The organism is Microbispora sp. NPDC046933 (assembly GCF_040644635.1).
Taxonomy (GTDB): domain Bacteria; phylum Actinomycetota; class Actinomycetes; order Streptosporangiales; family Streptosporangiaceae; genus Microbispora.
In genome coordinates this window covers 70,285-96,601 of the sequence record NZ_JBEYWW010000007.1, presented here as the reverse complement: position 1 = coordinate 96,601, position 26,317 = coordinate 70,285, and the positions used below count along the sequence as shown (strand labels likewise).

Annotated in this window: 22 protein-coding genes and 1 pseudogene; 10 read left to right on the top strand and 13 right to left on the bottom strand. The window is 68.4% G+C overall.

The window, feature by feature from the left end:
* Window positions 1–211 precede the first annotated feature (211 nt).
* Window positions 212–739, bottom strand: coding sequence for a hypothetical protein (locus ABZ857_RS11630; protein WP_357041362.1), 528 nt, complete (start codon window positions 737–739; stop codon window positions 212–214).
* Window positions 740–1,105: 366 nt separating this feature from the next.
* Between ABZ857_RS11630 and ABZ857_RS11625 the strand changes: the two genes are divergently transcribed.
* Both ABZ857_RS11625 and ABZ857_RS11620 read left to right on the top strand, forming a co-directional pair.
* Window positions 1,106–1,786 carry a DUF4145 domain-containing protein gene (locus tag ABZ857_RS11625; protein WP_357041359.1) on the top strand — a complete coding sequence of 227 codons (681 nt, stop codon included), beginning with the start codon at window positions 1,106–1,108 and terminating at the stop codon, window positions 1,784–1,786.
* A gap of 15 nt (window positions 1,787–1,801) precedes the next feature.
* Window positions 1,802–2,599 carry an HNH endonuclease signature motif containing protein gene (locus tag ABZ857_RS11620; RefSeq protein WP_357041356.1) on the top strand — a complete coding sequence of 266 codons (798 nt, stop codon included), beginning with the start codon at window positions 1,802–1,804 and terminating at the stop codon, window positions 2,597–2,599.
* Window positions 2,600–3,163: 564 nt separating this feature from the next.
* Here the strand turns inward: ABZ857_RS11620 and ABZ857_RS11615 are convergent.
* The 7 genes and pseudogenes from ABZ857_RS11615 to ABZ857_RS11585 form a co-directional block, all read right to left on the bottom strand.
* Window positions 3,164–3,826, bottom strand: a pseudogene (locus ABZ857_RS11615) (GIY-YIG nuclease family protein).
* A 668-nt stretch (window positions 3,827–4,494) separates the two neighbouring features.
* Window positions 4,495–4,806: a hypothetical protein gene (locus tag ABZ857_RS11610; RefSeq protein WP_357041353.1), complete on the bottom strand. Its 312-nt coding sequence runs from the start codon at window positions 4,804–4,806 to the stop codon at window positions 4,495–4,497.
* Window positions 4,807–5,958: 1,152 nt separating this feature from the next.
* Entirely contained in the window at window positions 5,959–6,114 is a 156-nt protein-coding gene (locus ABZ857_RS11605; RefSeq protein ID WP_357041350.1) for a hypothetical protein, read from the bottom strand.
* A 16-nt stretch (window positions 6,115–6,130) separates the two neighbouring features.
* Complete coding sequence (locus ABZ857_RS11600) at window positions 6,131–6,904, bottom strand: DUF4232 domain-containing protein (RefSeq protein WP_357041348.1); 774 nt, start codon at window positions 6,902–6,904, stop codon at window positions 6,131–6,133.
* A 380-nt stretch (window positions 6,905–7,284) separates the two neighbouring features.
* On the bottom strand, window positions 7,285–7,935 hold the full coding sequence (locus ABZ857_RS11595) for a response regulator transcription factor (protein WP_357041345.1): 651 nt from the start codon (window positions 7,933–7,935) through the stop codon (window positions 7,285–7,287).
* A complete protein-coding gene (locus tag ABZ857_RS11590; RefSeq protein ID WP_357041342.1) occupies window positions 7,932–8,222 on the bottom strand; it encodes a hypothetical protein in 291 nt (96 codons plus the stop codon). The genes ABZ857_RS11595 and ABZ857_RS11590 overlap by 4 nt, the downstream gene beginning before the upstream one ends.
* 9 nt (window positions 8,223–8,231) lie before the next feature.
* Window positions 8,232–8,714, bottom strand: a complete 483-nt coding sequence (locus tag ABZ857_RS11585) for a hypothetical protein (protein ID WP_357041339.1) — start codon at window positions 8,712–8,714, stop codon at window positions 8,232–8,234.
* 169 nt (window positions 8,715–8,883) lie between these two features.
* On the opposite strand from ABZ857_RS11585, the gene ABZ857_RS11580 reads away from it, so the two are divergent.
* The gene (locus ABZ857_RS11580; RefSeq protein WP_357041336.1) at window positions 8,884–9,549 is read left to right on the top strand and encodes a methyltransferase domain-containing protein; all 666 of its coding nucleotides are present in this window, start codon (window positions 8,884–8,886) and stop codon (window positions 9,547–9,549) included.
* 119 nt (window positions 9,550–9,668) lie between these two features.
* Here ABZ857_RS11580 and ABZ857_RS11575 read toward each other — a convergent pair whose 3' ends face one another.
* Both ABZ857_RS11575 and ABZ857_RS11570 read right to left on the bottom strand, forming a co-directional pair.
* Window positions 9,669–10,922 carry a DUF3089 domain-containing protein gene (locus ABZ857_RS11575; RefSeq protein ID WP_357041333.1) on the bottom strand — a complete coding sequence of 418 codons (1,254 nt, stop codon included), beginning with the start codon at window positions 10,920–10,922 and terminating at the stop codon, window positions 9,669–9,671.
* A complete protein-coding gene (locus tag ABZ857_RS11570) occupies window positions 10,915–11,877 on the bottom strand; it encodes an alpha/beta hydrolase (protein ID WP_357041330.1) in 963 nt (320 codons plus the stop codon). The genes ABZ857_RS11575 and ABZ857_RS11570 overlap by 8 nt, the downstream gene beginning before the upstream one ends.
* Window positions 11,878–11,973: 96 nt before the next feature.
* On the opposite strand from ABZ857_RS11570, the gene ABZ857_RS11565 reads away from it, so the two are divergent.
* The 5 genes from ABZ857_RS11565 to ABZ857_RS11545 are packed head-to-tail and all read left to right on the top strand — an operon-like array spanning window position 11,974 to window position 21,166.
* The gene (locus ABZ857_RS11565; RefSeq protein ID WP_357041327.1) at window positions 11,974–13,491 is read left to right on the top strand and encodes an ABC transporter substrate-binding protein; all 1,518 of its coding nucleotides are present in this window, start codon (window positions 11,974–11,976) and stop codon (window positions 13,489–13,491) included.
* Window position 13,492: 1 nt separating this feature from the next.
* On the top strand, window positions 13,493–14,428 hold the full coding sequence (locus tag ABZ857_RS11560; protein ID WP_357041324.1) for an ABC transporter permease: 936 nt from the start codon (window positions 13,493–13,495) through the stop codon (window positions 14,426–14,428).
* Window positions 14,425–16,884 carry a dipeptide ABC transporter ATP-binding protein gene (locus ABZ857_RS11555; RefSeq protein ID WP_357041322.1) on the top strand — a complete coding sequence of 820 codons (2,460 nt, stop codon included), beginning with the start codon at window positions 14,425–14,427 and terminating at the stop codon, window positions 16,882–16,884. Before ABZ857_RS11560 ends, ABZ857_RS11555 begins: the two co-directional genes overlap by 4 nt.
* Window positions 16,881–19,127, top strand: a complete 2,247-nt coding sequence (locus tag ABZ857_RS11550) for a glycoside hydrolase family 3 C-terminal domain-containing protein (RefSeq protein ID WP_357041319.1) — start codon at window positions 16,881–16,883, stop codon at window positions 19,125–19,127. Before ABZ857_RS11555 ends, ABZ857_RS11550 begins: the two co-directional genes overlap by 4 nt.
* Window positions 19,124–21,166 carry a hypothetical protein gene (locus ABZ857_RS11545; RefSeq protein WP_357041316.1) on the top strand — a complete coding sequence of 681 codons (2,043 nt, stop codon included), beginning with the start codon at window positions 19,124–19,126 and terminating at the stop codon, window positions 21,164–21,166. The genes ABZ857_RS11550 and ABZ857_RS11545 overlap by 4 nt, the downstream gene beginning before the upstream one ends.
* Here ABZ857_RS11545 and ABZ857_RS11540 read toward each other — a convergent pair.
* Both ABZ857_RS11540 and ABZ857_RS11535 read right to left on the bottom strand, forming a co-directional pair.
* Window positions 21,150–21,725, bottom strand: a complete 576-nt coding sequence (locus tag ABZ857_RS11540) for a helix-turn-helix domain-containing protein (protein WP_357041312.1) — start codon at window positions 21,723–21,725, stop codon at window positions 21,150–21,152. The genes ABZ857_RS11545 and ABZ857_RS11540 overlap by 17 nt on opposite strands.
* Before the next feature lie 81 nt (window positions 21,726–21,806).
* A complete protein-coding gene (locus ABZ857_RS11535) occupies window positions 21,807–22,523 on the bottom strand; it encodes a TetR/AcrR family transcriptional regulator (protein ID WP_357041309.1) in 717 nt (238 codons plus the stop codon).
* 211 nt (window positions 22,524–22,734) lie between these two features.
* On the opposite strand from ABZ857_RS11535, the gene ABZ857_RS11530 reads away from it, so the two are divergent.
* Together ABZ857_RS11530 and ABZ857_RS11525 are read left to right on the top strand one after the other, a co-directional pair.
* On the top strand, window positions 22,735–24,129 hold the full coding sequence (locus tag ABZ857_RS11530; protein ID WP_357041306.1) for an MFS transporter: 1,395 nt from the start codon (window positions 22,735–22,737) through the stop codon (window positions 24,127–24,129).
* A 579-nt stretch (window positions 24,130–24,708) separates the two neighbouring features.
* Complete coding sequence (locus ABZ857_RS11525) at window positions 24,709–25,275, top strand: hypothetical protein (RefSeq protein ID WP_357041303.1); 567 nt, start codon at window positions 24,709–24,711, stop codon at window positions 25,273–25,275.
* Window positions 25,276–25,490: 215 nt separating this feature from the next.
* Here ABZ857_RS11525 and ABZ857_RS11520 read toward each other — a convergent pair whose 3' ends face one another.
* The gene (locus tag ABZ857_RS11520) at window positions 25,491–26,246 is read right to left on the bottom strand and encodes a class I SAM-dependent methyltransferase (protein WP_357041300.1); all 756 of its coding nucleotides are present in this window, start codon (window positions 26,244–26,246) and stop codon (window positions 25,491–25,493) included.
* Window positions 26,247–26,317: the final 71 nt, after the last annotated feature.

The following is a 26,317-nucleotide window of genomic DNA, read 5'->3' as shown; positions in this document are numbered from 1 at the left end:
ACGAAAGATCGGCCGACAACGGCACCTCAAGCCTTTCAATTGCAGAATTGCGCTTGTAGGAATCGAGGGCGGCGCTTCGCGCCGCCTCGCGGCCCTGCGGCCGCTCGGCGGCCGGGCATGCGGCCTGGGGGCCGGTCCCGGCCGCCGGCGGCGCCCGGCCCGTTACATGAAGTACTCCTCAGCAGCGGTCTGCAACTACCGCCCAGCCCGACTAGAACGAATCAAGGAATACCATGCGATGACTATTAAGAATGCGATTTAGAACAACCACACTACCGTCATCCCTAACTCGCCTCTCTTCAAGAAGCACGGCAGCTGCCTCCGCAAAACGCCTCTGCGATGTCACCTCCATATAAAGGTCCTCTTCCTCTCCATCAAACTTGATCTTTCCTCGCGTCGCTGCATGTACAGAGATGGGGGCGCGTCGAATCAATGCTTTTCGAATCTGCTCCGTTACAAACGATTCTGTAGTTTGCGGCCACTCCTTATATGTATACTTGTAGACGCTAATGCGCCTTTGGACGCTTTCGCTTTCACCGATATATATCAGCCGTCCGTGCTCGAACTCCATTGTGAATCTGTAGAGCCCGGGTCCGCGCGGAGCCCGTAATGGCATCCATACGTCAGTAATCGCGTCAGTATCCGGCAAGAAGTTCGCGCTTACTTCACCGATGCGCCGCCATCTGAGAGCTACCTCTACGTTCACCTGTGCCGCTGTGTTGCTGCGTGTCTCCGCCATGCTCAAGATGATAAAGGTCGCTACTGACAATTCAAATGACCATGCTTCGGCAGGCTCTCCGGCTTCGAAGTGATCGTTTAGAGCCTTCTCATCGTGACGGCCATAGAGGGCTAAAGATAGGAGCCTGATCGCCCCGCTGGCCATCGACCGGGGACAAGCTGAGCACACGCCCAGGTGCGTTCGCCTGCAGGGCGCTCTGCTTTACGCCGAGACCAGCGGTCATATCGCCGTTGTCCGGCCGAACGGCGTGCTACGTTATGTCAGCCTTCCACCCTACTGGCTCGTGTCCCATCGGGTCAACGGAAGTAGCGCTTGGTTTCTGTCCGATGTCCTGACAAACATCTCGTCTACGGTTACTATCCACTCATGCCTACCGCTTACGAATACACTGTCGAGTGTCCTACATGTCAACAGCGACAGTTGGCGACCGAGAAAGCGGAATACGCAAACGAATATCCCTGGGATCCCGAACCATTCACGCGGTTCGCGATCACCGAATGCAAAATGTGTTATTCAATTCTGGTCGTCAAGCATCAGATGCACATGGGGGAAGACTACTCGGAAAAGCGGTCAGCTCGAACAGCGGCCCAGGTGATATGGCCCCAGGTCGAACGAACTCTCAGTGCGGCCATACCGGAAGCGATCCGGCGCGAGCATCATGAAGCCCGATCTTGCTTCAAGGTCGGCTCGTATACTGCGGTATTAGTCATGGTAAGGCGCACCCTAGAAGGCGTATGTCGCGACCATGACGTCACCGTCTCGCCCCTCTATAAGGCCCTTGAGGAGATGAAACGCCTGGGACTCATTGAAGGCAGGCTCCTAGATTGGGCTCAAGAGCTTCGGGTCCTTGGTAACGAGGCTGCCCACTTCACCGGAAGACCCGTTGCACGCCAGGATGCCCAGGATTCCCTTGAATTGGCGGAAGCACTGATGGATTACCTCTATGTATTCACGGCCCGCTTCAATGAATTTAAAAAGCGTCGTGTAGCGAGCAGTGCAAGTGGAGATTTCACTGAACCGTCAGCCGCGCCTTCGGCGGCAGAGTAACTCTGGGAGGTTATTATGGCGATCTCTGAGCGGACGCGGAAGATCCTATGGATAGAGGCGGGCGGCAGATGTGCCATTTGCCGTCGTCAACTACTTACTGCGGGAACAGAGACGGACGACCCCTCCGTTTTTGGCGAGGAGGCGCACATCGTTGGACGAGGATCTAACGGCCCTCGATCGGGCGGACTAGCCGAACACTTAGTGGATAGTCACGAAAATCTGATTCTGCTGTGCAGTGAGCATCATAAACAAATTGACGATCAGGTCAATCACTTCACTGTTGAACGGTTACGCGAAATCAAAAAGTCCCACAAGGGGTGGATCTCCTCTCTTGGAGCCTCCGGCCCAGGGCCCGTCAAGCTTGTACCGGACCCCAGCTTCGCCGAACCTCGCACTCTGAAGTTGTTCCTAAGAGGCAAAGAACTCTGGAGCATAATCAAGGATTGTCAGGCGTTCGAGTACACAATACCCGACGGTCTATCAGAGGAAGAGGAAGACTCCATTCTGGGGTTCCTGGACCTTGTCAGGGATTATATGGACATCTCAGGGGATCTTCATAGCATCCGCGAGCAGCGAGACGCAGAAAAGACGATAGGAAACTATCTCAAGGACCTGCTTGACCAGGGCTTCCTGGTAGGTGGATTCCTGCGCCGAATGCTCTTAGCTGGCGGAATCTCAGAAGAGCCGTGGCCGTGGTCTATTTTAAGGATCGAGGTTCAACCCGCAGAACTCGCTCAGATCGTTGATGCCGAGGGTAAGCCCTTCAACCCTCCCTCGGATCTCAAGCATGCAGCTGACCAAAAGTCGGACTGATCACCTGGTGCATGGCGAAACGGCTCTGACCGATCAGAGCATGTCAGCGCATCCTCGGGCCGACCAAAACGGCCCACTTTCAATTCGATGCCTTCGCCCTCCTCGCTGCGTGAGTGTCCCAGACGAGACCGCCGCGTCAAGGGCGCCTACGGCGTCGCTTCGCGATCAGCTTCGCTGACCCTTGCCTCGGCGGTCTCGTCCTGGGGGTCAGCAGCTACGAGGAGGACGGGGGCGGACCAGGGGACGGGGCCGCAGTCCGTTAGCCGAGGCGGTCGCCCCGCCCGTGCATGCCCGACGGGGCGACCTCTGATCATGTTCACCTTGACTCCCCGCGCCTCCCACTTGCTCAAGGCGAGTAGTAACAACGGGGGTCGCGCGTGGTTGCTTACGCGCTTGCAAGCAGGCATTCCGAGGTTGTCTGGGGGAGCCACCCAAACCTACGATCATGAACTGGGCCGAACGAACTTGAACAACGGGGCGATCGCGGACCAGACCGCCGAACGATCCTGAACGGCACTGGCGATCGTTTTGAGACCTACGGATCAGAAGGTCGGTATCTCAGTCTCACCTTCTCTCTACCGGTAGCGAGCGGGCGACCGCCTTGTGCTGGGCGCGAAGCGCGGAAAGCCTTCGATGGAAAGAGCTGTGGCGGTTCTGATCGAGGTTGAGCGGCAGGACCAAAGACCTGATCAACTGCTCCTCAAGCTCCCAGGGGTTATCCACGGCCGTCCACACGACCCGAGCGTGTCGAGCCATCCAGTCGGTAAGCTGTGCATCCCCCTCGTGACCGAAGGTCATGCGCTTGCCGCTGCCCACCCGACGAAGGCTGATTTCCAACTCATCCGCCAGAAGTCAACCCAAGGTGAGGCGAAGGGTCGAACCTTCCGCGTTGCCGCCATAGTGGTAACGGACCCTGTCACGAATGGCCTGCCGGCTAGGCGCACGCCCGTTCTTCGGCGGCGCCTTCGGCGAGATGCCAACGTAGAGAAGCACCGCACCACTCCAGCCATGGCAGCCATCGGTTGGCACGCCTGGCGGTGGCGACGTGAAGTACCAGGCGTAGACGCCGGAGGTCGCCGGTATGGGGCAGTCCTTCGAGCGGACTTCCTCCGCCGTGTGAAGCCGGGCGGGGTTGAGCAGAGCTTCCTCCGGCGACACAGCAGCTCCTATGGATCTCGACAGCAGGGGGAACGGTTCCGCACGATCCTGGAGATCGTTCTCCGACATGGACGAGAAGAGTACGCCTCACCGCAGCTGCGGGATATGTGCGGGATGATCTTTCTACGGGTCAGAGATCAGCACCACAACAGAGCAGGTCGGCGACCGCGAGGGCAGCGTAAGGAATCCTCCACTCATAATCCGTGGGTCGTGGGTTCAAGTCCCACCCGCCCTACCACGTTTGATCAGGGAAACCCTGCCTGAGCTGCGGCTTCTCAACGGATCATGCCTGCCCGGCATGCAGCCGTAGGCCACCGAGAGCCGCCGTCTGTCGCCAGTGACGGGCTATACGCGGCATGACCACCGCGAGATCCTCGGCCTGGACGTCACCTCCGCCGAAGACGGCGCGGGCTGGTCGGCCTTCCCGCGCGGCCCGGTCACCCGCGGCCTCACCATCCCCCCCGTACGCGAACGCGGTTTTCACTGCCGCGCGCGCCGGTTCTTCTCCACCGCTCGCTGGCGCGCCGACGCCCTCGGGCTTTCTCACGCCCGGCACAGGCACGGCGGAAGGAACATCGGCGCCAACGAGGGGAAGCTCAAGGTACCGTGCAACTGCGCCGCGGTGTCGTACCTACGACTGCAGCGAACAAAAGCCGGACGTCCGGCGACCGTCAGGCGCTTACCTTCAACTGGTGGACACGTTGCATGGATAGGCCCATGACGCGTGCCGTGTCTGGCTAGGACCAATGACTCGTCAGCACCTTCGCGGCCTTGACGGCCAGTTCCATGGCGCGCTTGGTGTGAGCTTCCGCTAGTTCCTTCTCACGGCTGTATTCCGCTACCACCCCTGCGACCTCCTCTGGAAGATCGAACACGAACTCCACTCCAGGGGTTTCCTCGGGCCAGGCCCAGGCGTGGATCTCCGCCAAGTCGCGCTCCAGTTGAGACAAGGAGCTTGCCCCACCGACTCCTTCGACCTCCCCCGTAGGGCAGCGCGACACCCACCGCCCATTCTCGAAGGTGACGACATACGTGATCGTCTTGCTCATCGGCTCATCCTTTCTACGACCGCCTCCAGACGCTTGAGGGCTTCGCGAGAGAGCTCCGGGTCGCGATCCGGGTCGGCAGGGGTGAGGCGGCTATCTCCGGGGCTTCGCCGACGGCGACCTGCTGTCGATCCTTGACCACCAAAGCGAGCAGGACCGCGTCTTCTCCTCGGCCTTGATTCCTCGCGGGCCGTCGCCCGCTCGCCGGCCGTGCGTGCGGCCTGGGTCCGGTCGCGGCCGGCAGCGGCTCCCGCCGCCCGCCGCACACCGGCCGCACCGTAAGCAACGCGCTCGCCGCCCGTGCCGTACCGCCGCGAGGATGAAGCCGCCACGAACTACCGGACTCGAACCGGCTCACCCCGATCACCGGGGGACGAACGCACAAGCGCTTGCCTGAACTCCCATTCAGCATTTGAACGCGACGGCACGGGAAGAATACAGCGACATAGGGTTGATGTCGAAGAATTCACCTCCGGCGGGGGCCTCCGGTTCCGGGATGATCCACCTGCAAACCCCAGGGGCCATAACTGGTTGCGGACGCCTGATCGTCCCGTCGCCGTCGCCCAGGACAAGCACAAGCAGACCAAGGGCCAGGGTCGACGGGAAGATCAGCCCAAAGCGACTGGTGCGGGAAGTACCACTGCAATAATCTTGTCCCGTCTTGATCGCTGAAGGGTGCTACGTGCGCACGTTCGGTTTTGCCATTTCCGTCGTCTCCCTCTTGGCCGGTTGCGCAGTTTCGGTTCGTGGCCAACACGGCCAGGACTCCGGATCAAGGCCTTACGGCCTGGTCGACCCACCTGCAACCATGCGTCCACTCGCCGATCTTGCGCGGGGCGTCAAAGGTAAGGTGTTGCTTCATCATGTCGATGAGCAGGGCCAGAACTCTGCCTGGAGCACAAAACTCAAGATGAGGGCGTCGTTTGGCCTCACCCTCGACTGCGTGGGAGCAAGTGGGACGATGATTGTCCACGTGGATCAGAGCCGGCTGCCTCACCAATGCTCTGTCGGACCTGGCAACATTCGGGTAGGCATGATCCCTGACGAAGTAGCTGTTCGTAGCATCACGGTAGAGGTACCCCCAGGCGCCAAGTGGGCCATTCTCATTTCGAGGCCACCGCAGAGCCAGCATCAATGAGGTTTTCTCACTGAGTTTCAGCTGATCCGATGACGTTCGAAGCGCATCAGAACAAGGGCGGCGCGGACGAGATCACCGATTCGGCTGGAGCTGAGCGTGGTGTGCCGATCGGTGCCGAGCGCGAACGGCAAGTCTGCGAGGGGAAGCGGTTCGTCGGGGCTGTCGAGCAGCACGGTACTTCGACAGGGGTTATGGAACCTCGTCCTTCTTCCACGGGCTGACGCCGAGTTTCCCGGTGGTGCCGAGATCGAGCTCCGGCGTCACCATCACAGGACGGGCACCGGCCTTGACGTTCACCCTGACGTACGGCACGTTCACGGAAGTGCCGGCAGTGACGGTGTTGCGCCACATCAGACCGGCGGAGGCGCTCTGGCCCGGCTTCAGGGTCACCGGCTGGGGCGGGTCGTCGAAGCCGGTCACGGTGGAGATGCCGCCGCCGCCGCGCAGGACCTCGACGCCGGTGACGGGCTTTCTGTCCTCGTCGAGGAGCTGGAGCCGCGGGTAGCCGTCGATGTGGTAGGCGCGAGTCGAGCAGTTCTCCAGATGGAGTCCCACGACGCGGAGCCCCATGGCGGCGTCAGCGTCGCCCAGTGTGACGCGGATGCCGGAAGGCGGGCAGGGACCTGCCGGGGCGGGCGCCTCGTCCGCCGGGACGCTTCTGACCTTGGCGATTCGCACACCCACCGCGGTGGACTCGTGCGGAGGAAGCCGGCCTATGTCGACGGTGCGATTCACGGTCTGACCGGGCTTGACCGCTGGGACCGTCCGTTCCGTACCTGCCAGCACCTCCCCGGAGTGGGACACGAAGTCGAAGCTGATGGTGTACGTGAAGGGTTCGGCTTCGTGATTGGTGACCTGGAACTCGGCGGAGAGCGGGTCGAGTTCGCAGTCGCGGGACCGAACGTTCAGCCTGGTTATCTTGACGCCGTCCTTCTCCAGATCCTCCGAGCGGCCAGGAAGCACCGAAGCTCCGGGCGTGAATGGCGTACCGGTGGACGGGGCACCGCATGAGGGGTCACCGCGCCGGTCTGCCGAGTCAGGTCCCTGGTTCCGCTGCCAGCCGTCGCTCCGTGCAGTCTCCGATCCGCACGCCGAAAGGAGCAGGACGCCGGCGAGCACGGTGGGAAGGCTGAGGGGAGTGGTGCGCATCCGACCGTGACGCATGGCAAACCTTAAGTCGTAACGATGGGAAACAGACGCCGAGGCCCTCGGGGCGTGATCGTATGAGGCCGCAGATGCGTGGTCAACCTGGTGTTGCTCCAAGATCCGGCGCCGGCGCGAGCTCCGCCTGAAAGCCGCCCTGCCTGGACGATCAGGGGGCGCGTGGATCATTTTCTCGTCATTCAGGCGGTGAGTCCCGCGTCGCGGGCCAGGAGAGCGGCTTGGACACGGTTGGTGACTCCCAACGCGGTCAGGATGCGGCTGACGTGGGCTTTGACGGTGCTTTCCCGCATGGCGAGGTGAGTGGCGATATCGGCGTTGGTCTCGCCCTGGGCGAGCAGGGCCAGCACGTCCCGTTCGCGGGGAGTGAGCTGGTCCAGCCGGGCCCGGGCGGCGGCGGCCTTGGGCCGGCTGGTGGCGTGGTAGCGGTCGATGAGGCGACGGGCCGCGGTGGGATGGAGCATGGCCGAGCCGACGGCCACCAGGTGGACGGCCCGCAGGAGCTCCGCCGGGTCGGTGTCCTTGAGCAGGAACCCGTCGGCTCCGGCGGCGAGGGCGTTGTAGACGTACTCGTCGAGGTCGAAGGTGGTCAGGGTGATCACCTTCGACGGGTGGGGCAGGGCACGCAGCCGCGCGGTCGCGGTGATGCCGTCCATGCGCGGCATGCGGACGTCGACCAGAGCCACGTCGACGCGGTAGGCGGTGGCCTGCTCGACGGCCTGCAGGCCGTCGGCGGCCTGGGCGACGATCTCGATGTCCGGGTCGTCGCCCAGGAGGTCGGCCAGCCCCAGGCGGACCAGGGCGTCGTCATCGACGATCATGGTGCGGATCATGCGGTGGTGCCGTTCTGTTCGATGTCGACGGGGTGCGGAATGTGGGCGGCCAGCCGCCAGGACCCCGCGCCCGCGGGCCCGGTGGACAGGTGGCCGCCCAATGTCGTGACGCGTTCGCGGAGGCCGACGAGCCCGTACCCGGAGGTGACCGTCCTGGTGCCAGGAGAGCCGGGTGCGCCAGGAGAGTTGGTGACCTCGATGCGGGTGGCAGGGGGGCGGGATCGCGGGCGCGAGCAGCGCTCGTGGATCGGCGGCTTCGGGATCGCGGAGAGCGCCGAGGACGTCACGCAGGTCGCTCAGGGCTTGTGTGGACGTGGTGCGTAAAGGTCGATCTCGGAGGCCAGCGCGCCGAGCAGGCGCCGCCGATTGCCCCGCCACAGGCCGATGACCACGGCCAGCAGCAGCAACAGCACCATTCCGTAAGCTGTCCGGAGCCACAGCGAGACATCGTGCCGGCTGAGGAGGAGATTGGCGGTCAGCGCGACCACCGCGCAGCCGACCGCCACCCGCAGGCGGCGGCGTGCGGCCAGGTCGTACAGCGCTATCGCGAACAGCGGCACGGTGATCCAGCCCCACCACGCCGTTGCCGCGGTGGTCAGGAGCGATGCGACCGGCCAGGGCAGGCGGGGCACGAGCAGGGCCGCTCCGCACAGCAGCGCCACGGCCGCGACCATGGACAGGTAGCCGCCGTCCGTGGTCGCTGCACCGTTGTTCACCACGATCCAGGTCGTTAACAAGACCAGAATCACCCGGCCGACCCCGGCCCAGTTCCAGTTCACCTCAGCGAGCTTAGGCAGCTCACCGTGTGGATGACTCCCACGATCCGCCATGCCGGCCCCCTACTTTCGTACGGCGTGGCCGCCGCATAACTGCGGATCTGGAGAAGGAGACTGATCTCTAGCGTCGAGGCCCATGGACAACTGGAGCACTGATTCTCTCGATCGCGTCATGTTCCTTCTGGAGGCGGTTCGCGATTTCCGGACCACCGGCGCGATCGCTCCGAGCGGCAAGGCCCTGGCCCGCCTCCTGACCGATCCGATCCAGCTCCGGGCACCGAGCCCGCTGACCGTGCTGGAAGCCGGCGCCGGCACCGGTGCGGTCACCCGGGTGCTGCTTTCCCGGCTTCCGCGCGGCAGCCGGCTGGACATCGTCGAGGCCAACCCCAGGTTCGCCGGACGGCTGCGCGACATCGTCGCCGCGCACCGTCTCTCGGACAAGTCTGTCCAGGTCGCGTTGCACCAGGCGTATGTCGAGGACCTGGGCGCGGACCGTCAGTACGACGTCATCGTCTCCGGCCTGCCGTTCACCAACTTCGTCCCGGAACAGGTGGAGCGCATCATGGCCCGATACATGGACCTGCTGCATCCCGGCGGCACCCTGAGCTACTTCGCCTACCTGGGCACCCGAAGAGCGCGTGCCCTGTTCTCCTCCCGGGCAGAAGCGCGCCGGCACGCCGCGGTGGACGACGTCACGACCGCCTACCAGCGCGCCTACGCGACCAGCCGGTGGAAGGCGTGGGCCAACCTGCCCCCGGCCCAGGTGTGGCATCTGCGCCGCCCCCTCGCGTCGTCCCCCACTCCCAACGCGCTCCTCACCGACGGCGCCCGGCGGTGACCTTCCTGCCGGACACCCTCGGTCAGCTTCTCTCGACCCGCCTGGTGTGGGCATTGCGCGGACCAGGTGGTTCTGGCCCGCGCAACGGCCGGCACTCAGGCAGGAGCACAGGCAGGAGCTCAGGCAGGAGACCAGGCGGCGGCCTGGGCCCCGACGAGGGCGGCCAGCCCGCCCGCGTCCACGTTGAAGTCCAGGACATGCAGTCCGAGGGTGTCGCCGGAGGATTTGATCTGGTCCAGCCCGTTCACCTGGAGCCAGTCCAGCCGCCCCTTGCTCGTGACGGTCTGCGAGCAGGCGCCGGTCGCCAGGTCCTCGTAGGCGGCGAAGCCGGTGGGGTAGCCGGTCGGCGTGAATCCCATGATCGGGCTCAACGATCCGCCGGGGGTGAGGAGGTTGCCCTTGAGCAGTTGCCGGGTGGGCAGGTAGGGGCGCAGCGGCGTGGTGGCACCGGGAGCCGCACCGGCGAGCAGGGCGGCGGGGTTCACGCACAGCACGCGGTGATCGGGGTCGGGCGCGTGCCCGAAGGAGACGGTTTCCCCCTGACCGGGAGCGAGGTCGGCCGAGTTGTAGGCGATCACGCAGCCCACCGGGACCGGGCCTCCGGAGCAGGCGGGCAGGTGCTGGAAGGTCGACACCGGGTCGGAGCCGCCGCCGGAGGGAGCGTCCACCGGCACTCTGACGTCGGCGCCGATGAGGTAGGCGGCGACCAACTGACGAGTGTGCTCGGCGTCGCCGTCGAACTCCTCCTGGAGGAGCCGGGTCAGGTCGAAGGCGCCCTGGGAGTGTCCGAGCATGACAACGCCACGTCGCCGTCCGGTCGCCGGGTCGTGGTTGTCGTTGTCCCAGTAGTGCCGGAAGGCTTGCTTGAGGTCCTGGTAGCCGGTCTCGAAGTCGGGCGGCCAGATGGCGCCGAGCAGGTAGCCGCTGATCGCGACCTGCCGGTAGAGCGGGACGAACAGCCTGCAGTGGCGGGCCAGCCGGCCCACCTGGAGCAGGGTCACGGCCGTTTCCGTGTCCCGGGCCACCGGCGGGTTGCTGCCGGTCAGCAGCAGGGGGTTCGGCAGGATGTTGACGGTCGGGTAGGCGTAGAAGCAGTCCACCTGGGGCGACGCCGGGGGCGGGAGGGGCTCCTGCGAGGTGGTCCCGTCCGGGTGGACGACGGTGGCGTCCAGGCCGGTGGTGTATCCGTCGGGGTAGCGGCCGGTGAGAGCGCCGCCGGCGGCGTTGCCCGCCGCGTCCTGCCCGCACGGGTTGGCGGTCATCCCGGGGCGGCACAGCCATACGGGCTGTGCCAGCGAATCGGCGTGGGCGGCGGTGGGGGTCCCGGCGAGGACGGCCAGGACAGCGGCGCACAACACGATCGCTCTACGCATGGGTGACCTCCGACACGACCGCGTCCACCACGGCCGCTCGCCACTCCCGCGCTGAGGGGAGGAGCGCGGTCAGGGTGTGCGAGCCGTGGACGTGGCCGGCGAACTCGCGGAAGGTGACCGGCACGCCCGCGGCGCCGAGCCGGTCGGCGTACCTGCGGCCGTCGCCGGCGATGGGGTCGCACTCGGCGGTGAGGATGAGCGCGGGCGGCAGGCCGGTCAGATCCGGGGCGTGCAGCGGTGAGGCGATGGGGTCGGCCGGATCGTGGTCGCCGAGGTAGTTGCGCACGCACCAGCGCAGTTCCGCCTCGGACAGCACGTATCCCTGGCCGTAGGACTTCACCGACGGCGAGCCCAGGGTCAGGTCCAGCGCCGGGATCTCCAGCACCTGGAGGACCGGCGCCGGCCCTCCGCGCTCGCGGGCGAGGAGGCAGACCGCGGCCGCGAGGTTGCCCCCCGCGCTCTCGCCCCCGACGGCCACCCGTGCGGGGTCGAAGCCCAGCCGGTCGGCCTGCGCCACCGTCCAGGCCAGCGCTTCGTACGCGTCCTCGGCCGGCGTGGGGAACGGGAACTCGGGGGCGAGCCGGTAGTCCACGTTGACCACGGTCACCCCGGCACGGCCAGCGATGGCCCGCGCGCGGCGGTCGGAGTCGTCCGGGGAGCCCATCCACCAGCCCCCGCCGTGGTAGAGCACCATCGCGCCCGGGGTCGAGGGCGCGGGCCGGTAGACCCGCACGGTGATGTCCGGGCCGGGAATCTTCTCCTCCCAGATCTCGGCGACGGCCGGCTCGTCCTCGACGAACTCGGCGTAGGCACCGCCATCCGCCTTGCCCGCGTCCATCGCTTTGCGCCGCTCGGCGACGTCGACGGGGACATCGACGGGGACATGGACGGGGACCTGTTCCTGCCGGGCGTTGACGGCCGCGAGCAGCGGCGCGATGAGGGGGTCGACAGGCATGCGCACTCCCTATGTGAACGGAACGTTGCCAAAACTCTACCAACTGATAGGTAGTTTTTGTTAGCCTCGCCACACCTTGTTCGGAGGAGGTTCCCCATGGCGAGACCACGGAGGACGGCGCTGGCCGCCGTCACGGCCCTGGCACTGGTCGGCACCGCGTGCTCGAACGCCGAGAAAGCGACATCGACATCGGCTCGCGTGCTCACCCTCTCCGCGCCGTCCGACGTGGCGAGCTGGGATCCAGCAGTCGGCGCAGGCGCGACCTCGATGAACTACCTTCAGGCCGTCTACTCCTCGCTCACCACGCTCGGCAACGACCTGTCGATCTCACCCGGCCTGGCCGCCAAGTGGAGCTACAACGCCGCGCGTACCAAACTCACCCTGACCATCCGCGACGACGTGAGCTTCTCCGACGGGACCAAGCTGGACGCCGCGGCGGTGAAGGCCAACCTGGATCGCGGCCTCGCAACACCCGGCTCCACCCAGTCGGCGCTCGCCAGCGTCGCCAAGGTCACGGAGGCCGGGCCCGGCGAGGTGGAGCTGGAGCTGAAGAAGCCCGATCCCGGCCTGCTCTACCAGCTCGCGCTGGTCCCCGGCATGATCGCGAGCCCGAAGGCGTTCGCCACGCTCAAGACCGCCCCGGTGGGCAGCGGGCCATACCTCCTGGACGCCGCCGCCAGCACCCGCGGCTCCTCCTACACCTTCACCCGCAACCCGAGATATTCGCTGCCGGTCACGTACGGCTTCGACAAGCTCGTCATCAAGGCGTTGCCCGACACCAACGCGATGGTGAACGCGACGCTCAGCGGGCAGGTCGACGGAGGCGGCATCCCGATGGCCGGCCTGGATCAGGCCCGGTCGTCGGGCCTGGCGACCAAGGAGATGCCCGGGCTCATCCTCGGCATGTGGATCGTGGACCGCGCGGGGAAGCTGGCTCCCCCGCTCGCCCAGGTGAAGGTGCGGCAGGCGATCAACTACGGCCTCGACGCCGAGGGCATCCTGGCGGCGGTCGACAAGGGGAACGGCGACCGCCGCACCCAGATGTTCGCGGCGGGCTCCCCCGCCTACGTGGCCGCGCTCAACTCGCGCTACCCGTACGATCCGGGCAAGGCCAGGCGGTTGCTGGCGGAGGCGGGCTACCCCGACGGCTTCACCCTGACCATGCCGAGCGAGAACACCTACGTGCCCGCCCTCTACCCCATCATCGCCCAGCAGCTGGCGCAGATCGGGATCAAGGTGGTCTACAAGCCGGTCTCCAGCACCCAGATCACTCAGCAGTATCTGGCCGGAACGTATCCGGCGTTCATGTACACCTACACCGCCACAGAGAACTGGCTGGACGCCTCCCTCTTCCTGGAGAAGGGCGGCGCGTTCAACCCCTTCCACGTCGCCGACCCCACGATCGCGCGGCTGATGAGCCGGATCGCGGTCGCCGACGACGGCGAGCGCGGCAAGCTCTTCCAGGAGCTGAACACCTATGTGGTGGAGCAGGCCTGGTTCGCGCCGCTGTACGCCTCCAAGACCCTCATGGTCTGGAAGAAGGACAAGGTCAAGCTCGACGTGGGGGACGACCAGCCCTACGTGTTCCTCCGCGACTACCAGCCGGTGGTCTGAGGTGCTCCGGCTACTGTCGCGACGGGTGATCGCCGCGGCCGTCCTGCTCGTGGTGATCACCGCTGTCACGTTCGTCCTGACGAGCCTGGTTCCCGACCCGGTCCTCCATGTCCTCGACGCCACGGCCTCTCCCGAGCAGATCGCGGCCAAGCGTCACGAGCTGGGGCTCGACCGGCCGGTCACGGCGCGCTATCTGGACTGGCTGAGCGGCGCGATCGGCGGCGACCTGGGCGTCTCCTGGTTCACGGGGGTCCCGGTCGCCGCCACGATCGCGGCTCGGCTCCCGATCACGCTCTCGCTGGCCCTGATCGCCACGGTGGTGTCGGCGGTGGTGGGCGTCGGGTTCGGCATGGCGGCCGCCATCCGGCGGGGCCCGCTGGACAGGGCGCTACAGGCGGTGTCCGCGCTCGGCTTCGCCGTTCCGGGCATGTGGATCGCGCTGCTGCTCGTCATCGTGTTCGCGATCCGGCTGCGCTGGTTCCCCGCCACCGGCTACGTGCCCATGACCGAGGACCCCGGCGAGTGGGCGCGTTCCCTGGTCCTGCCCGTCGCGGCCATCGCCGTGGGTTCGGTGGCCGCGGTCGCCGCCCAGACACGCAGCGCCGTGGCCGGCGTGCTGGCCCAGGACTACATCCGTACGCTGCGCGGCCGTGGCCTGCCACGGCACAGGCTGCTGCGGCACGTCCTGCGCAACGCCGCTCCGGCCGCGTTGACCGTCGTCAGCCTGCAGTTCATCGGCCTGCTGGGCGGCGCCATCGTGGTGGAACAGATCTTCGCCATCCAGGGGCTGGGCAGCCTGGCCACGGCCGGTTCCAGCCGGTCGGACATCCCGGTGGTCCTGGGCGTGGTGGTGGTCGGCGTGCTCATCGTCCTGGCCGTCAACCTGGTGGTGGACCTGCTGGTGGGCTGGCTGGACCCGAAGGTGCGGCGGCGATGAGGCGGCCGATCGTGCTGATCCCCGCGCTGGTGCTGCTGGCGGTCGTGCTGGCGGCGGTCGCCGCGGACCTGCTGGCGCCGTACGCGCCCGGCTTCGTCGACCTGCGCGCGACCCTCACCGGGCCGGGCGCCGCGCACCCGCTGGGTGGTGACGGCTCGGGCCGCGACGTGCTGAGCAGGCTGTTGTACGGAACGCGGTCCACCCTGCTGGGCGCGGTGCTGGCGACGGCGGTCGCGCTCCTGGTCGGCGTCGTGGCCGGTCTCCTGGCCGGTTACTTCGGCCGGTGGGTCGACGCGGTGGCGAGCTGGGTGTTCAACCTGGTGCTCGCCCTGCCGGCGATCATCGTGGTGCTCGCGTACGTGGCCGTCGCGGGTCCTGGCCTGGCGGGCACGATGACGCTCGTGGGCCTGCTGGCCTCCCCGTCGATGTACCGGCTGGTCCGGACCGCCACCCAGCGCGTGCGTGGCGAGTTCTACATCGACGCCGCCCGGGTGTCCGGCCTGTCGGACCTGCGCATCGTGCGCCGGCACGTGGTGCCGGTGGTCCGCTCCGCGATCATCGTGCAGGCGCCGCTGCTGTTCGGCGCCGCCCTGCTCATCCAGGCCGGGATCGACTTCCTCGGTCTCGGGGAACCGGGCGCGGCGAGCTGGGGAAGCATGCTCAACGACGCCTCGGCCAACGTCTACCGCGCGCCGTGGCTGTCCATCTGGCCGGGCGCGGCCATCGCCGTCACGGTGCTCGCGGTGACGCTCCTCGGCAACGCCGTCCGCGACCTGCTGGAGGACGGCCCCGGCCGCGCTCCCGCCGCGCGGCGCGCCCTCCGGCCCGGGCCGGGCACGGCCGCCGGCGAATCCGGCGGCGCCCTGCTGGGCATCGAGGGCCTGACCGTCAGCCACGGCGGGAGGCCGGTGGTCGACGACGTGACGTTGGAGGTACGGCGGGGCGAGGTGGTCGGGCTGGTCGGCGAGTCCGGCTCCGGCAAGACCCAGACCGTCCTGGCCACGCTCGGGCTGCTGCCCCCGAGCGGCGAGATCACCGCCGGCTCGGTGCGCTTCGACGGCACGAGTCTCGTCGGGTTGCCGGAACGAGAGCTGAACCGGGTCCGCGGCCGGCGCATCGGCTACGTCTCCCAGGAGCCCATGTCCAACCTCGATCCGTGCTTCCGCGTGGGCAGCCAGCTCACCGAACCGCTCCGCGTCCACCTGCGGCTGTCACGCCGCGCCGCGCGGCGCCGGGCCCTCGACCTGCTGGCACGGGTGGGCATCGCCGACCCGCCGCGCGTCTACCGCTCCTACCCGCACGAGATCTCCGGCGGGATGGCGCAGCGCGTGCTGGTCGCGGCCGCGATCGCCTGCGACCCCGACCTGCTGATCGCCGACGAACCCACCACCGCGCTGGACGCCACCGTGCAGGCGGAGGTGCTCGACCTGCTGCGATCGTTGCGGCGCGAGCGGGACATGGCGGTGCTCCTCGTCACCCACGACCTGGGCGTCGTCGCCGACATGTGCGACCGGGTCGCGGTGATGCGTGGTGGCCGCCTCGTCGAGACCGCGGCCACCACGACGCTGTTCGCGCAGCCGGCTGAGCCGTACACCAAGGCGCTGCTGGCCGCCAACCCGCACAACGCCGCGCCGCGGGCACCGTCCGGCGCCTCCAGGGCGCCGCTGCTCGAAGTCGAGCGGCTGTGCGTGGAGTACGGGGCGCTCCGAGTCCTGGAGGAGGTGGACCTGACGATCGGCGAGGGCGAGACGCTCGGCCTGGTCGGCGAATCCGGCTCGGGCAAGACCACGCTCGGGCGGGCCGTCCTCGGTCTCGTCCCGGTCGGCGCGGGTGCGATCCGCTTCGCCGGGCAGGCCCTGGCCGACAGGCGGACCCGGGCGCGGCAGATCCAGGCGGTCTTCCAGGACCCGTTCGGCTCGCTCAACCCGGCCATGAGCATCCGCGACATCCTCATCGAGCCGCTGCTGGCACACGGCGGTCACACCCGCGCCGCTGCCGGGGCACGCATCTCCTGGCTCCTCGATCGGGTGGCTCTGCCGGCGGGTACGGCCGAGCGCCGGGCCCGCGAGCTGTCCGGCGGCCAGCGCCAGCGGGTGGCGATCGCCCGTGCCCTGGCCCTCCGGCCCCGCCTGATCATCTGTGACGAACCCGTGTCCGCGCTGGACGTCTCCACCCAGGCCCAGGTGCTCGACCTGCTGGTCGAGATCCAGCGCGACACGGACGTGGCCTATCTGTTCATCTCCCACGATCTGGCGGTGGTGCGCCACGTCAGCGACAGAGTGGCGGTGATGTCCCAAGGCCGGATCGTCGAGACCGGGGACGCCGCCCAGGTGACCACCGCCCCCAACGATCCCTACACGCGACGGCTTCTGCTGTCCGCACTGGTCCCCGACCCCGGGGAACAGGCGGCACGGCGCGCCGCGCGGCTGGCCCTGACCGCGGAAGGAACCACATGAACGACATGGTCGACCGGCTCACGATCGCCGAGCGGGCCTCTCTGACCTCGGGCTCCAGCCTGTGGCGTACTCAGGCGATCGAGCGAGCCGGCATCCCGTCGATCACGCTCAGTGACGGACCGCACGGTCTCCGGCGGCAGCCGGACGGCGCCGATCACCTCGGCGTCGGGCACAGCCTGCCCGCCACCTGCTTCCCGCCCGCGGTGGCGCTCGGCTCCTCGTGGGATCCCGAGCTCGTACGGCGGGTCGGGACCGCCCTCGGTGTGGAGGCACGCGCGCTGGACGTGCAGGTGCTGCTGGGTCCCGGGATCAACATCAAGCGCTCGCCGCTGTGCGGCAGGAACTTCGAGTACCTGTCGGAGGACCCGCACCTGTCCGGCGTCCTCGGCGCCGCCCTGGTGGAGGGAATCCAGTCGCAGGGCGTGGGCGCCTGCCCGAAGCACTTCGCGGCCAACAACCAGGAGACCGATCGGCTCCGGGTGAGCGCCGAGGTCGACGAGCGCACGCTGCGGGAGATCTATCTGCCGGCCTTCGAGCACGTGGTGTCGTCCGCGCGGCCGTGGCTGGTGATGTGCGCCTACAACCGCGTCAACGGGGTCTACGCCTCAGAGCACCGGTGGCTGCTGACGGAGGTGCTGCGCGAGGAGTGGGGTTTCTCGGGAGTGGTGGTGTCGGACTGGGGCGCGGTCAGCGACAGGATCGCGGCCCTGCGGGCGGGGCTCGACCTGGAGATGCCCACCTCCGGCGGCACCACCGACGGACAGCTCGTCGCGGCCGTCGAGGACGGCACCCTGGATCCCGCGCTGCTCGATCTGGCCGCCCGCCGGGTCCTCCGTCTGGTCGGGCGGGCCACCACCTCGGACGGGACCGGCTTCGACGCCGACGACCATCATCGGCTCGCCAGGGACGTGGCCGGGCAGTGCGCCGTGCTCCTCAAGAACGACGGCGTGCTGCCCCTGCGCCCGGGCACGTCCGTCGCCGTGGTCGGGGAGCTCGCCCGCACCCCGCGCTACCAGGGCGCGGGCAGCTCGCAGATCGTGCCGACCCGCCTCGACGACGCGCTCTCCGAGATGCGCGCCCTCGCCGGGCACGACCTGCCCTTCGCACCGGGTTACCGGCTGGACGACGACCAGCCCTCGCCCGCCCTGGTCGAGGAGGCACGTGGCGTGGCCGAGCGCGCGGACACGACCGTCGTGTTCCTCGGGCTGCCCCCGGACGCCGAATCCGAGGGCTACGATCGCACCCGGCTCGACCTGCCGCCCCATCAGGTGGCTCTCCTGCGCGAGGTGGCGGCGACCGGCACCCGGATCGTCGTGGTGCTGTCCAACGGCGGCGTGGTCCAGGTGTCGGAATGGGACCATCTGGCCTCGGCCGTCCTGGAAGGCTGGCTGCTGGGGCAGGCGGGCGGCGGCGCGCTCGCCGACATCCTCTTCGGCGTGGTCAACCCCTCGGGACGGCTGGCCGAATCCATCCCGCTGCGCCTGGAGGACACGCCGTCGTACCTCAACTTCCCGGGGGACCCGGGAAGTGTGCGTTACGGCGAGGGCGTCTTCGTCGGTTACCGCTACCATGACGCGGTCGACGGCCCGGTGAGCTACCCGTTCGGCCATGGCCTCTCCTACACCGACTTCGGCTACTCCGACCTGGTGGCCGACGTCGACGGGCGCGACGAGGGGCTGCGCGCGGAGGTGAGCGTCCGGATCACCAACCGGGGCGAGCGTCGCGGGCAGGAGGTGGCGCAGCTGTACGTGTCCGCACCCGGCGACGTCGTGCGCCGCCCGGTGCGGGAGCTGAGAGGCTTCCGCAAGATCGCGCTGGATCCCGGGGAGGGCACCACCGTCCGCTTCACGCTGGGTTGGCGGGACTTCGCCTACTTCCACCCGGTACGGCGAAGCTGGACGGTCGAACCTGGCACGGCGGTCATCCACGTGGGCGCTTCCTCCCGGGACATCCGACTGTCCATCCCGATAAAGCTGGACATCGCTGCGCAGTCCGAGCGTCTGACGCCCGACTCGCCGCTGGAGGCGTGGGTGGCGGCCCCCGGAGGTCTCGAGGTGCTCCTTCGCGAGATGCGACCGCCGGCCCACACCGGACTCGCGCGCTCCCGCTTCCTGACCGGCGACAGCCTGAGGACGATGGGGTCCGTCCCCCTGCGCCGGCTGGCCCGCTTCCCCGGCTCCTACCTCGATCCCGACCGGCTGGACGAGCTGGCCGCCGAGGTCAACGCGAAGGTCCAGCCGTGATCGACAGAGAGCGGCTCGTCCGCGGGCACAACGTGGTGATCACGTCCTGGCATCCTTCGTGCACGCTCAGCCTCGGCAACGGCGACTTCGCGATCAACGTGGACGTGACCGGGCTGCAGACCTTCCCCGAGGCGCACGAGCTGCCGCCCCGGCCCGCCCTCGTGACGGGCGAGGACGGCGTGCGGCGCTTCCCCCGGCGGGAGTTCGACCGCGACGACTTCCCCGTGCCGCTGCGCATCCAGTCCACCCGGGGCTGGTACGCCACCGATCCCGGCAGGCCGTACACGCTGGAGGACGCGAGCACGCCGTACCGGACCAGGACCAGGACGGTCCGCTACCCCGACCGGATGGCACTGGGGCCGGACGGCACGCCGTCCGACGACGCGGGAGGGTGGCTCTACGCCAACCCGCGCCGGCTCGACCTCGGCCGGATCGGGCTGCTCTTCCGGCCCGAGCTGGAGATCGCCGCCACGCGCGTGGAGCTGGACCTGTGGACCGGCAGCGTGCGATCGGCCTTCACCCTGGACGGGCGGCCGGTCGAGGTGGTGACCGTCGTGCATCCGCACCTGCAGGTCGTGGCCACGCGGGTCGTCTCTCCTCTCCTGGCCACGGGCGATCTGGAGGTGGCGGTCACCTTCCCGGACCAGCGTGACCCGCTGGCCGCCTCGGAACGGCTCGTGCAGTCCACCGCGTACGGGCCGGACTGGGCCGAGCGCACGGTCGGTGGGACACGCTACCGCGTGAGCGTCCGCACGGACGGGACGGTGCGGGAGGGCCTGGTCGTCGGCTCGGCGGAGCCGGCCCTTTCCCTGAGCGTCGGCTTCGACGCGGACCGGGTGCCCCCGTTCGAGGAGGTGCGGTCGGCCGCCGCCGAGAGCTGGCGCCGCTACTGGACCTCCGGCGCGATGGTCGGCTTCGCCGGCAGCACCGACCCGCGCGCGCACGAGCTGGAGCGTCGCGTGGTGCTGTCGCAGTACCTGACCGCGGTGCACTGCTCCGGCTCCATGCCGCCGCAGGAATCCGGCCTGGTGCACAACTCCTGGGGTGGCAAGTTCCACCTGGAGATGCACTGGTGGCACGCCGCGCACTTCGCCCTCTGGGGCAGGCCCGAGCTCCTGGAACGGAGCCTCGGCTGGTATCGGGAGATCCTCCCGGCCGCGCGTGCCACCGCCGCCGCCCAGGGGTACGCCGGGGCGCGCTGGCCCAAACAGGTCGGACCCGACGGGCGCGAGGCGCCGAGCCAGGTGGGCGTGTTCCTCGTGTGGCAGCAGCCGCACCCCATCCACTACGCCGAGCTGCTGCGGATCAACGGTGTCCCCGGCGCCCTCACCCGATACGCCGACCTGGTCTTCGAGACCGCGGACTTCATGGCCTCCTTCGCCGAACCGGACGAGGACGGCGTCCACCACCTGGGACCGCCCCTGGTCCCGGCGCAGGAAACCTACTACCCCGACCGGGCCGGGATCGCCGATCCCGCCTTCGAGCTCGCCTACTGGTACTGGGGCCTGCACACCGCCCAGCGCTGGCGCGAGCTGCTCGGACTGCCGCGCCGGCCCGACTGGGAGACCGTCCTGGAAGGACTCCCCCGGCCCATGGTCCGCGACGGGATCTACACCGCGGTGCCCACCGCCCCCTACACCGTGCGCGACGACCACCCGTCCATGCTCATGGCGCTCGGGTTCCTGCCCGCCACCCCGCTGATCGACCGCGACACCATGGCGGCCACCCTCGACGACGTCCTCGGCAACTGGGACCTCCACACCACCTGGGGATGGGACTACCCGGTGCTCGCCATGTGCGCGGCCAGGCTCGGCCGCGGGGAACAGGCCGTCGACGCCCTGCTGATGGACACCTACAAGAACCACTACCTGGCCGGCGGCCACGTCCCGCAGTTCCCCGGCGCGCTGTCGACCTACCTGCCGGCCAACGGCGGCCTGCTCGCCGCGATCGCCATGCTGGCCGGCCACTTCCCCGACGGGTGGGTCGTGACCCACGAGGGTCTGGGCCGCTTCCCCGAGGACGTCACCGCCCCACCGTGATCGTGTCCAGGTACGCCTCCAGCGCGGCGAGCAGGTCGAAACCGGGCTCGATGAGCCACTGCACCTGCAGCCCGTCGAGCACGGCGATGAGCACGGGCCCGTCGGCGAGCTCCGACACCTCGCCACGGGCCTTGGCCTTGGCCAAGGTGCTGGAGAACAGCTCCCTGCTGGTGCGGTAACGCTTGACGAAGAAGTCATGCGCCGGGTGGTCGGGATCGGTGGCCTCCGCCGAGAGGGTGACGAACAGCCGCATCACGCCTCGGGTGGCCATGTTGCGCACCATCAGCTCGCGCATGGCCGCCCTGAAGCTCCCCAGCTCCGCCCACTTGTCCTCGAACCAGGGAATGTCGATGTCGTCCCGATGCTGCAGCACTTCGGCGAGCAGGTCCTCCTTCGTGGGAAAGTAGTGCAGCACCCCGGCCAGCGTGAGCCCCACCTGTGAGGCCACGTCACGCATCGAGGCGCCCCGGTAGCCGCGCACGCTGAAGAGCTCACGGGCCGCTTCGAGGATCTGCTGCCGCCGGGCGATCCCCACGGCGTACGGTTTTCTCGCTGGCATACCGGAACCCTAACAAATCCACCAATCAGTAGGTAGGTTTTGCCCTTCCGCGCATCCTGCCGGTGCCGGAAACTCCGCCGCCTATTTACCCCGTTCCGCGGACGTCACCTGACTCGGCGTTGCCGACGTGGCCTGCGCGAGCAGCCCGTCGACGAGGGCCCGCAGGCCCTGGGGATAGGTGTCCTGCGCCGACAGCGTTCGCCATTGATCGCCGAGCGCGACCAGGCGTGGCATCCGCGACTTGTCGAGGCCGCTGAAGAGGGGGTCGCGGTCGGTGGGTCGCCCGGCGTCCGCCGGGCGGTGAACGGAGTGGGCACGGACGAGGATCTCGCCGACCGTGTAGTACCAGATGCTGCGGAAGACGTGCACGGCCTGTTCGGGTGTGCATCCGTAGTCGACGGCTCCGGCCACGATGGCCTCGACCACCCACACCGATTCGCCGAGCCTGCCGACGAACCCGTCGGCCGTGAGGACCTCCGCGGCCCACGGCCAGGCGGCGAGGGCATCGTGGATCAGGGTGGCGGTCGCGATGATGCGGTCCCGCGGCTCGCCGGGCAGCTCGGGTTCCGGGATCCGGCTCGCGTATTCCGTGATCAGCAGAAGCAGCAGATCCTCTTTGTCTCGTACGTGGTGATACAGGGTCATCGTCCCGATGCCGAGCTCGGTGGCCAGCCGGCGAATGCTCAGCTTCTCCCAGCCGTCCCGATCGATGAGCCGGCGGGCCGCATCCAGGATCTGCGCTCGGGAGGTCACCGGTGGACGGCCGGTGCGGCCGTGCGGCGCATTGCTTCGGGGCACCGTCCCATCATTCCCTCCCGCCAGTTCCCTTCGCGAACCGGGCGACATCGGCTGTCGACACCGAGCTGTTCCCGAGGTACTTTCAGTACATGTACGAAAACTACGTCACGAGAACGCTCCAGAGGACCGGGTCACGGTGACAGACACGAAATCAGCGAGCGCGCGAGCGGTCATCGGTACGGCCGCTCGGCCAGGGCTCACCCTTGCCGCGGTGGCTGTCGTGCAGTTCATGGTGTCGGTCGACCTGTCGGTCGTGAACCTCGGACTCCCGCGGATCGCCGCCGGCCTCGGCTTCAGCGCGGTGGGCCTGACCTGGGTGATCCACGCCTACGCCCTCACCTTCGGCGGGCTTCTCCTCCTGGGCGGCAAGGTCGCCGACCGGTACGGCCACAAGCGGGTCCTGCTGATCGGGCTCGCCGTCTTCGGCCTCGCCTCCCTCGCAGGCGGCTTCGCGCAGGAACCCGGCCATCTGGTGGCCGGCCGCGCCCTGCAGGGCATCGGGGCCGCCGCGCTGTCTCCGGCCGCGCTGGCGCTGCTGACGGTGACCTTCCCCTCCGGCAAGGCCCGCGTCCGGGCCTACGGCATATGGAGCGCGGTGAACGCCGCGGGTGGCGCCCTCGGCGTCTTGATCGGCGGGGTGCTCACGGAGTACGCGGGCTGGCGCTGGGTGATGTTCGTCAGCGTCCCGATGACCGCTGTCGCGCTGGCCCTGGCCTGGCGGGGTGTCACCGCCGCTCCGCCCCCGGCTCCCGGCGGTCGCCCGGACGTGCCGGGCGCCGTCCTGGCCACGGCGGGAATGACCCTGCTCGTGTTCGGCGTCGTCCGCACCGACCAGTATCCGTGGACCTCGCCGGTCACCCTGACGACTTTGCTGATCGCCGCCGCACTGCTGGCCGCGTTCGTCCACGTCGAGCGGGCCACCACCCGCGACCCGCTGATCCGGCTCGGCCTGCTGACCAATCGCTCGGTCGCCGGCGCCAACTCCTACAACCTCCTCCTTGGCGCCGCCATGGCGTCATCCTTCTACTTCGCGTCCCTCTACCTCCAGCAAGTGCTCGGAAGCAGTCCGACCGTGGCCGGGATCCAGCTGCTGCCCTTCGCGCTCGGCGTGATCGCCGGCGCCGCCGCCTCCATCAAACTCGGTTACCGTCTGGCGCTCCGGACCCTGCTGATCATCGGCGGCCTGGTGACCGCGACCGGGTTCGCCTTGTTCGGCCTGATGAGTGCTGACGGCTCTTTCCTCGCCGACGTCCTGGGCCCGTCGCTCGTCACCAGCATCGGATTCGGGCTCTGCCTCGGACCGGTCGTCTCCGCCGCCACCGTGGGCGTCGCGCCAGGCGAGACGGGCAGCGCCTCCGGCCTGCTCGCCAGTTCACGCCAGATCGGCGCCTCGCTCGGATTGGCCGCTCTCGGCACCGCCGCTCACGCGCGCACCGGCCGGGCCACCACGATCGAGGGCCTCACCGACGGATACGCGCTCGGCATGACACTCGGCGCCGTGCTCCTGGTCGGAGCCGTCCTCATCGCCTCCACCGTCCTGCCGCGCACAAGCACGGCAACCACGGCGGAGCACGGCAGCCGCGACGTGCTCCCCGAACCGGAGTAACCGGCCATGCCGCAGCAGCGCATGGGCCGCCGGCCGAGGTGACCTGTCGGCACTCGGCGGCGGGGCACACCCGTGACCCTGCGACCACAGGGGCGTCGCAGGGTCACGTCGCGTGATCTCGCCATCGGCCACCGGCTGCCGAGACTCTGCCCCGCGGCCAGAAGACGCGCGGCGACGAGTGGGGCGTGTAGCGGCCCCCGCTTCCTCGACGGCGGTCACGGCAACCTCGAGAACCTTCGCGGTTTCGGTCAGCGGTTCATCGTAATGACCCGGAAGGTGCCGGACGCGGGCCCCGGCCGAAGATATGCGATCGCAACCAACGCGTCTCAACGATCCGGCAGGAATTGAGCGACACGCGCAAAGGGACTGTCGACGCCGGGAAACGGTCCGACAACACCTCTCATTGGATTTGTTTTCGGTTGCTAAAGGCGGTTGTTTGCGCATTGCTGGGTGACGGGGCCTTTTGTTACCTCTAGCGTGAGAATCAGGGTCTGGATCCAAGGTTCGATGGATCGATTCGCGCTCCGTGCATCCGGGTGGTTCCCCGGTGACATTCACGGAGTCGACGGAGTGATACTCATGCTCAAAGAAACACTGGCTGCTGGCGCGATCACAGCGTCGGCCCTCATCGTCCCGGTGACGATGCACACGCAGCCGGTCAATGCCGCCGGCAGCAGGGCGCAGGTCATGCAGGGTCCGACACAGCCCTGCCCCGGAGGCAGGTGCCGTGGCCGCGAGCGCCAGCGGCCGTACGGCCAATACGGTCGTGAACGCGAACGCGGGCGCATGGAAGAGCGCGGACGCGAGCGCGGGCGCGTAACAGAACGCGAACGTGAGCGCGGACGCGAGCGCGGACGCGAGCGCGGGCGCATGGAAGAGCGCGGACGCGAGCGCGGGCGCGTAACAGAACGCGAACGTGAGCGCGGGCGCATCCAGGAACGCGGACGCGAGCGCGGACGCATGGAAGAGCGCGGACGCGAGCGCGGGCGCATCCAGGAACGCGGACGCGAGCGCGGACGCATGGAAGAGCGCGGACGCGAGCGCGGGCGCATCCAGGAACGCGGACGCGAACGCGGACGCATGGAAGAGCGCGGACGCGAGCGCGGGCGCATGGAAGAGCGTCGAGAGATTCGCGAACCGCGATAGCGGCATCGGCAGCAGGGAGAGCGAGAAAGCAACAGCAGCAAGGACCGGATAACCGCACATCGAACCTGCCGGACCCTCCTGCCCCACGAGGCAGCCGCCTCGCGGGGCTCTCCCTCTGCCGGCGGCGACGGCTCCGCATTTCACCCGTCATCCGCAGAAGGAGATTCTCGAGTTCCCGCTAATACATCATCTCAAGTCCGGCCACAACGCCGCCCTTATTGAGACGCGGTCCGGCCGGGCGGGATGCGATAGACGGACACATGCGAACGCGACTCGGCGGTGAACTCGGTTCCGATCCAGTCCGCGTGCCTGGATTCCAGCTCGAACCCGGCCAGCTGGGCCATGAGGTCGAGCTCGGCCGGCCAGACGTATCGGTGGGGGCTGCGGAACAGCCGGGCCTGCCCGCTCTCGTCGAACCTGAAATGGTGCGACACGAGGTGCTGCCGCAGGACGTCGTAGGTGTCCAGGCCGATGTAGCCGGGTTCGCGATGCCACACCACGGCCTCCTGGCCGGGTGGGAGCTTGCGCAGCTCGGGCACCCAGAGCTCGATCACGAAGCGACCGCCGGGCGTCAGGTGGCGGGCGGCGTTGCGGAAGCACGCGACCTGCTCGGCCTGGGTGAGCAGGTTGGAGATCGTGTTGTAGACGAGGTAGACGAGCGTGTACTCCCCCGCGGCGGAGGCGGTCGCCATGTCGCCGACGACGACCGGGATAGTCGCTTCGTCCACCTTCGTACGCAGCTGGTCGATCATCGGACGTGACAGCTCGATGCCGGTGACGGGCACCCCACGCTCGGCGAGCGGGACGGCCACGCGGCCGGTTCCGATCGCGAACTCGAGTGCCCGCCCGTGGCCCGCGAGTTCGGCGAGGCGATCGACGGCCGGGCCGAGGACCTCGGGCGCGAACATTCCGGTGCCCGGCGTGTCGTAGCGCCGGGCCGCGTCGGCGTTCCAGATCTCCTCCTGCCGCATGCTCCAACGATCACCATCGACCTACGCGGGTGTCCAACGATTTTCCGCCCCGCACCGGGGCAGGGCGCCCC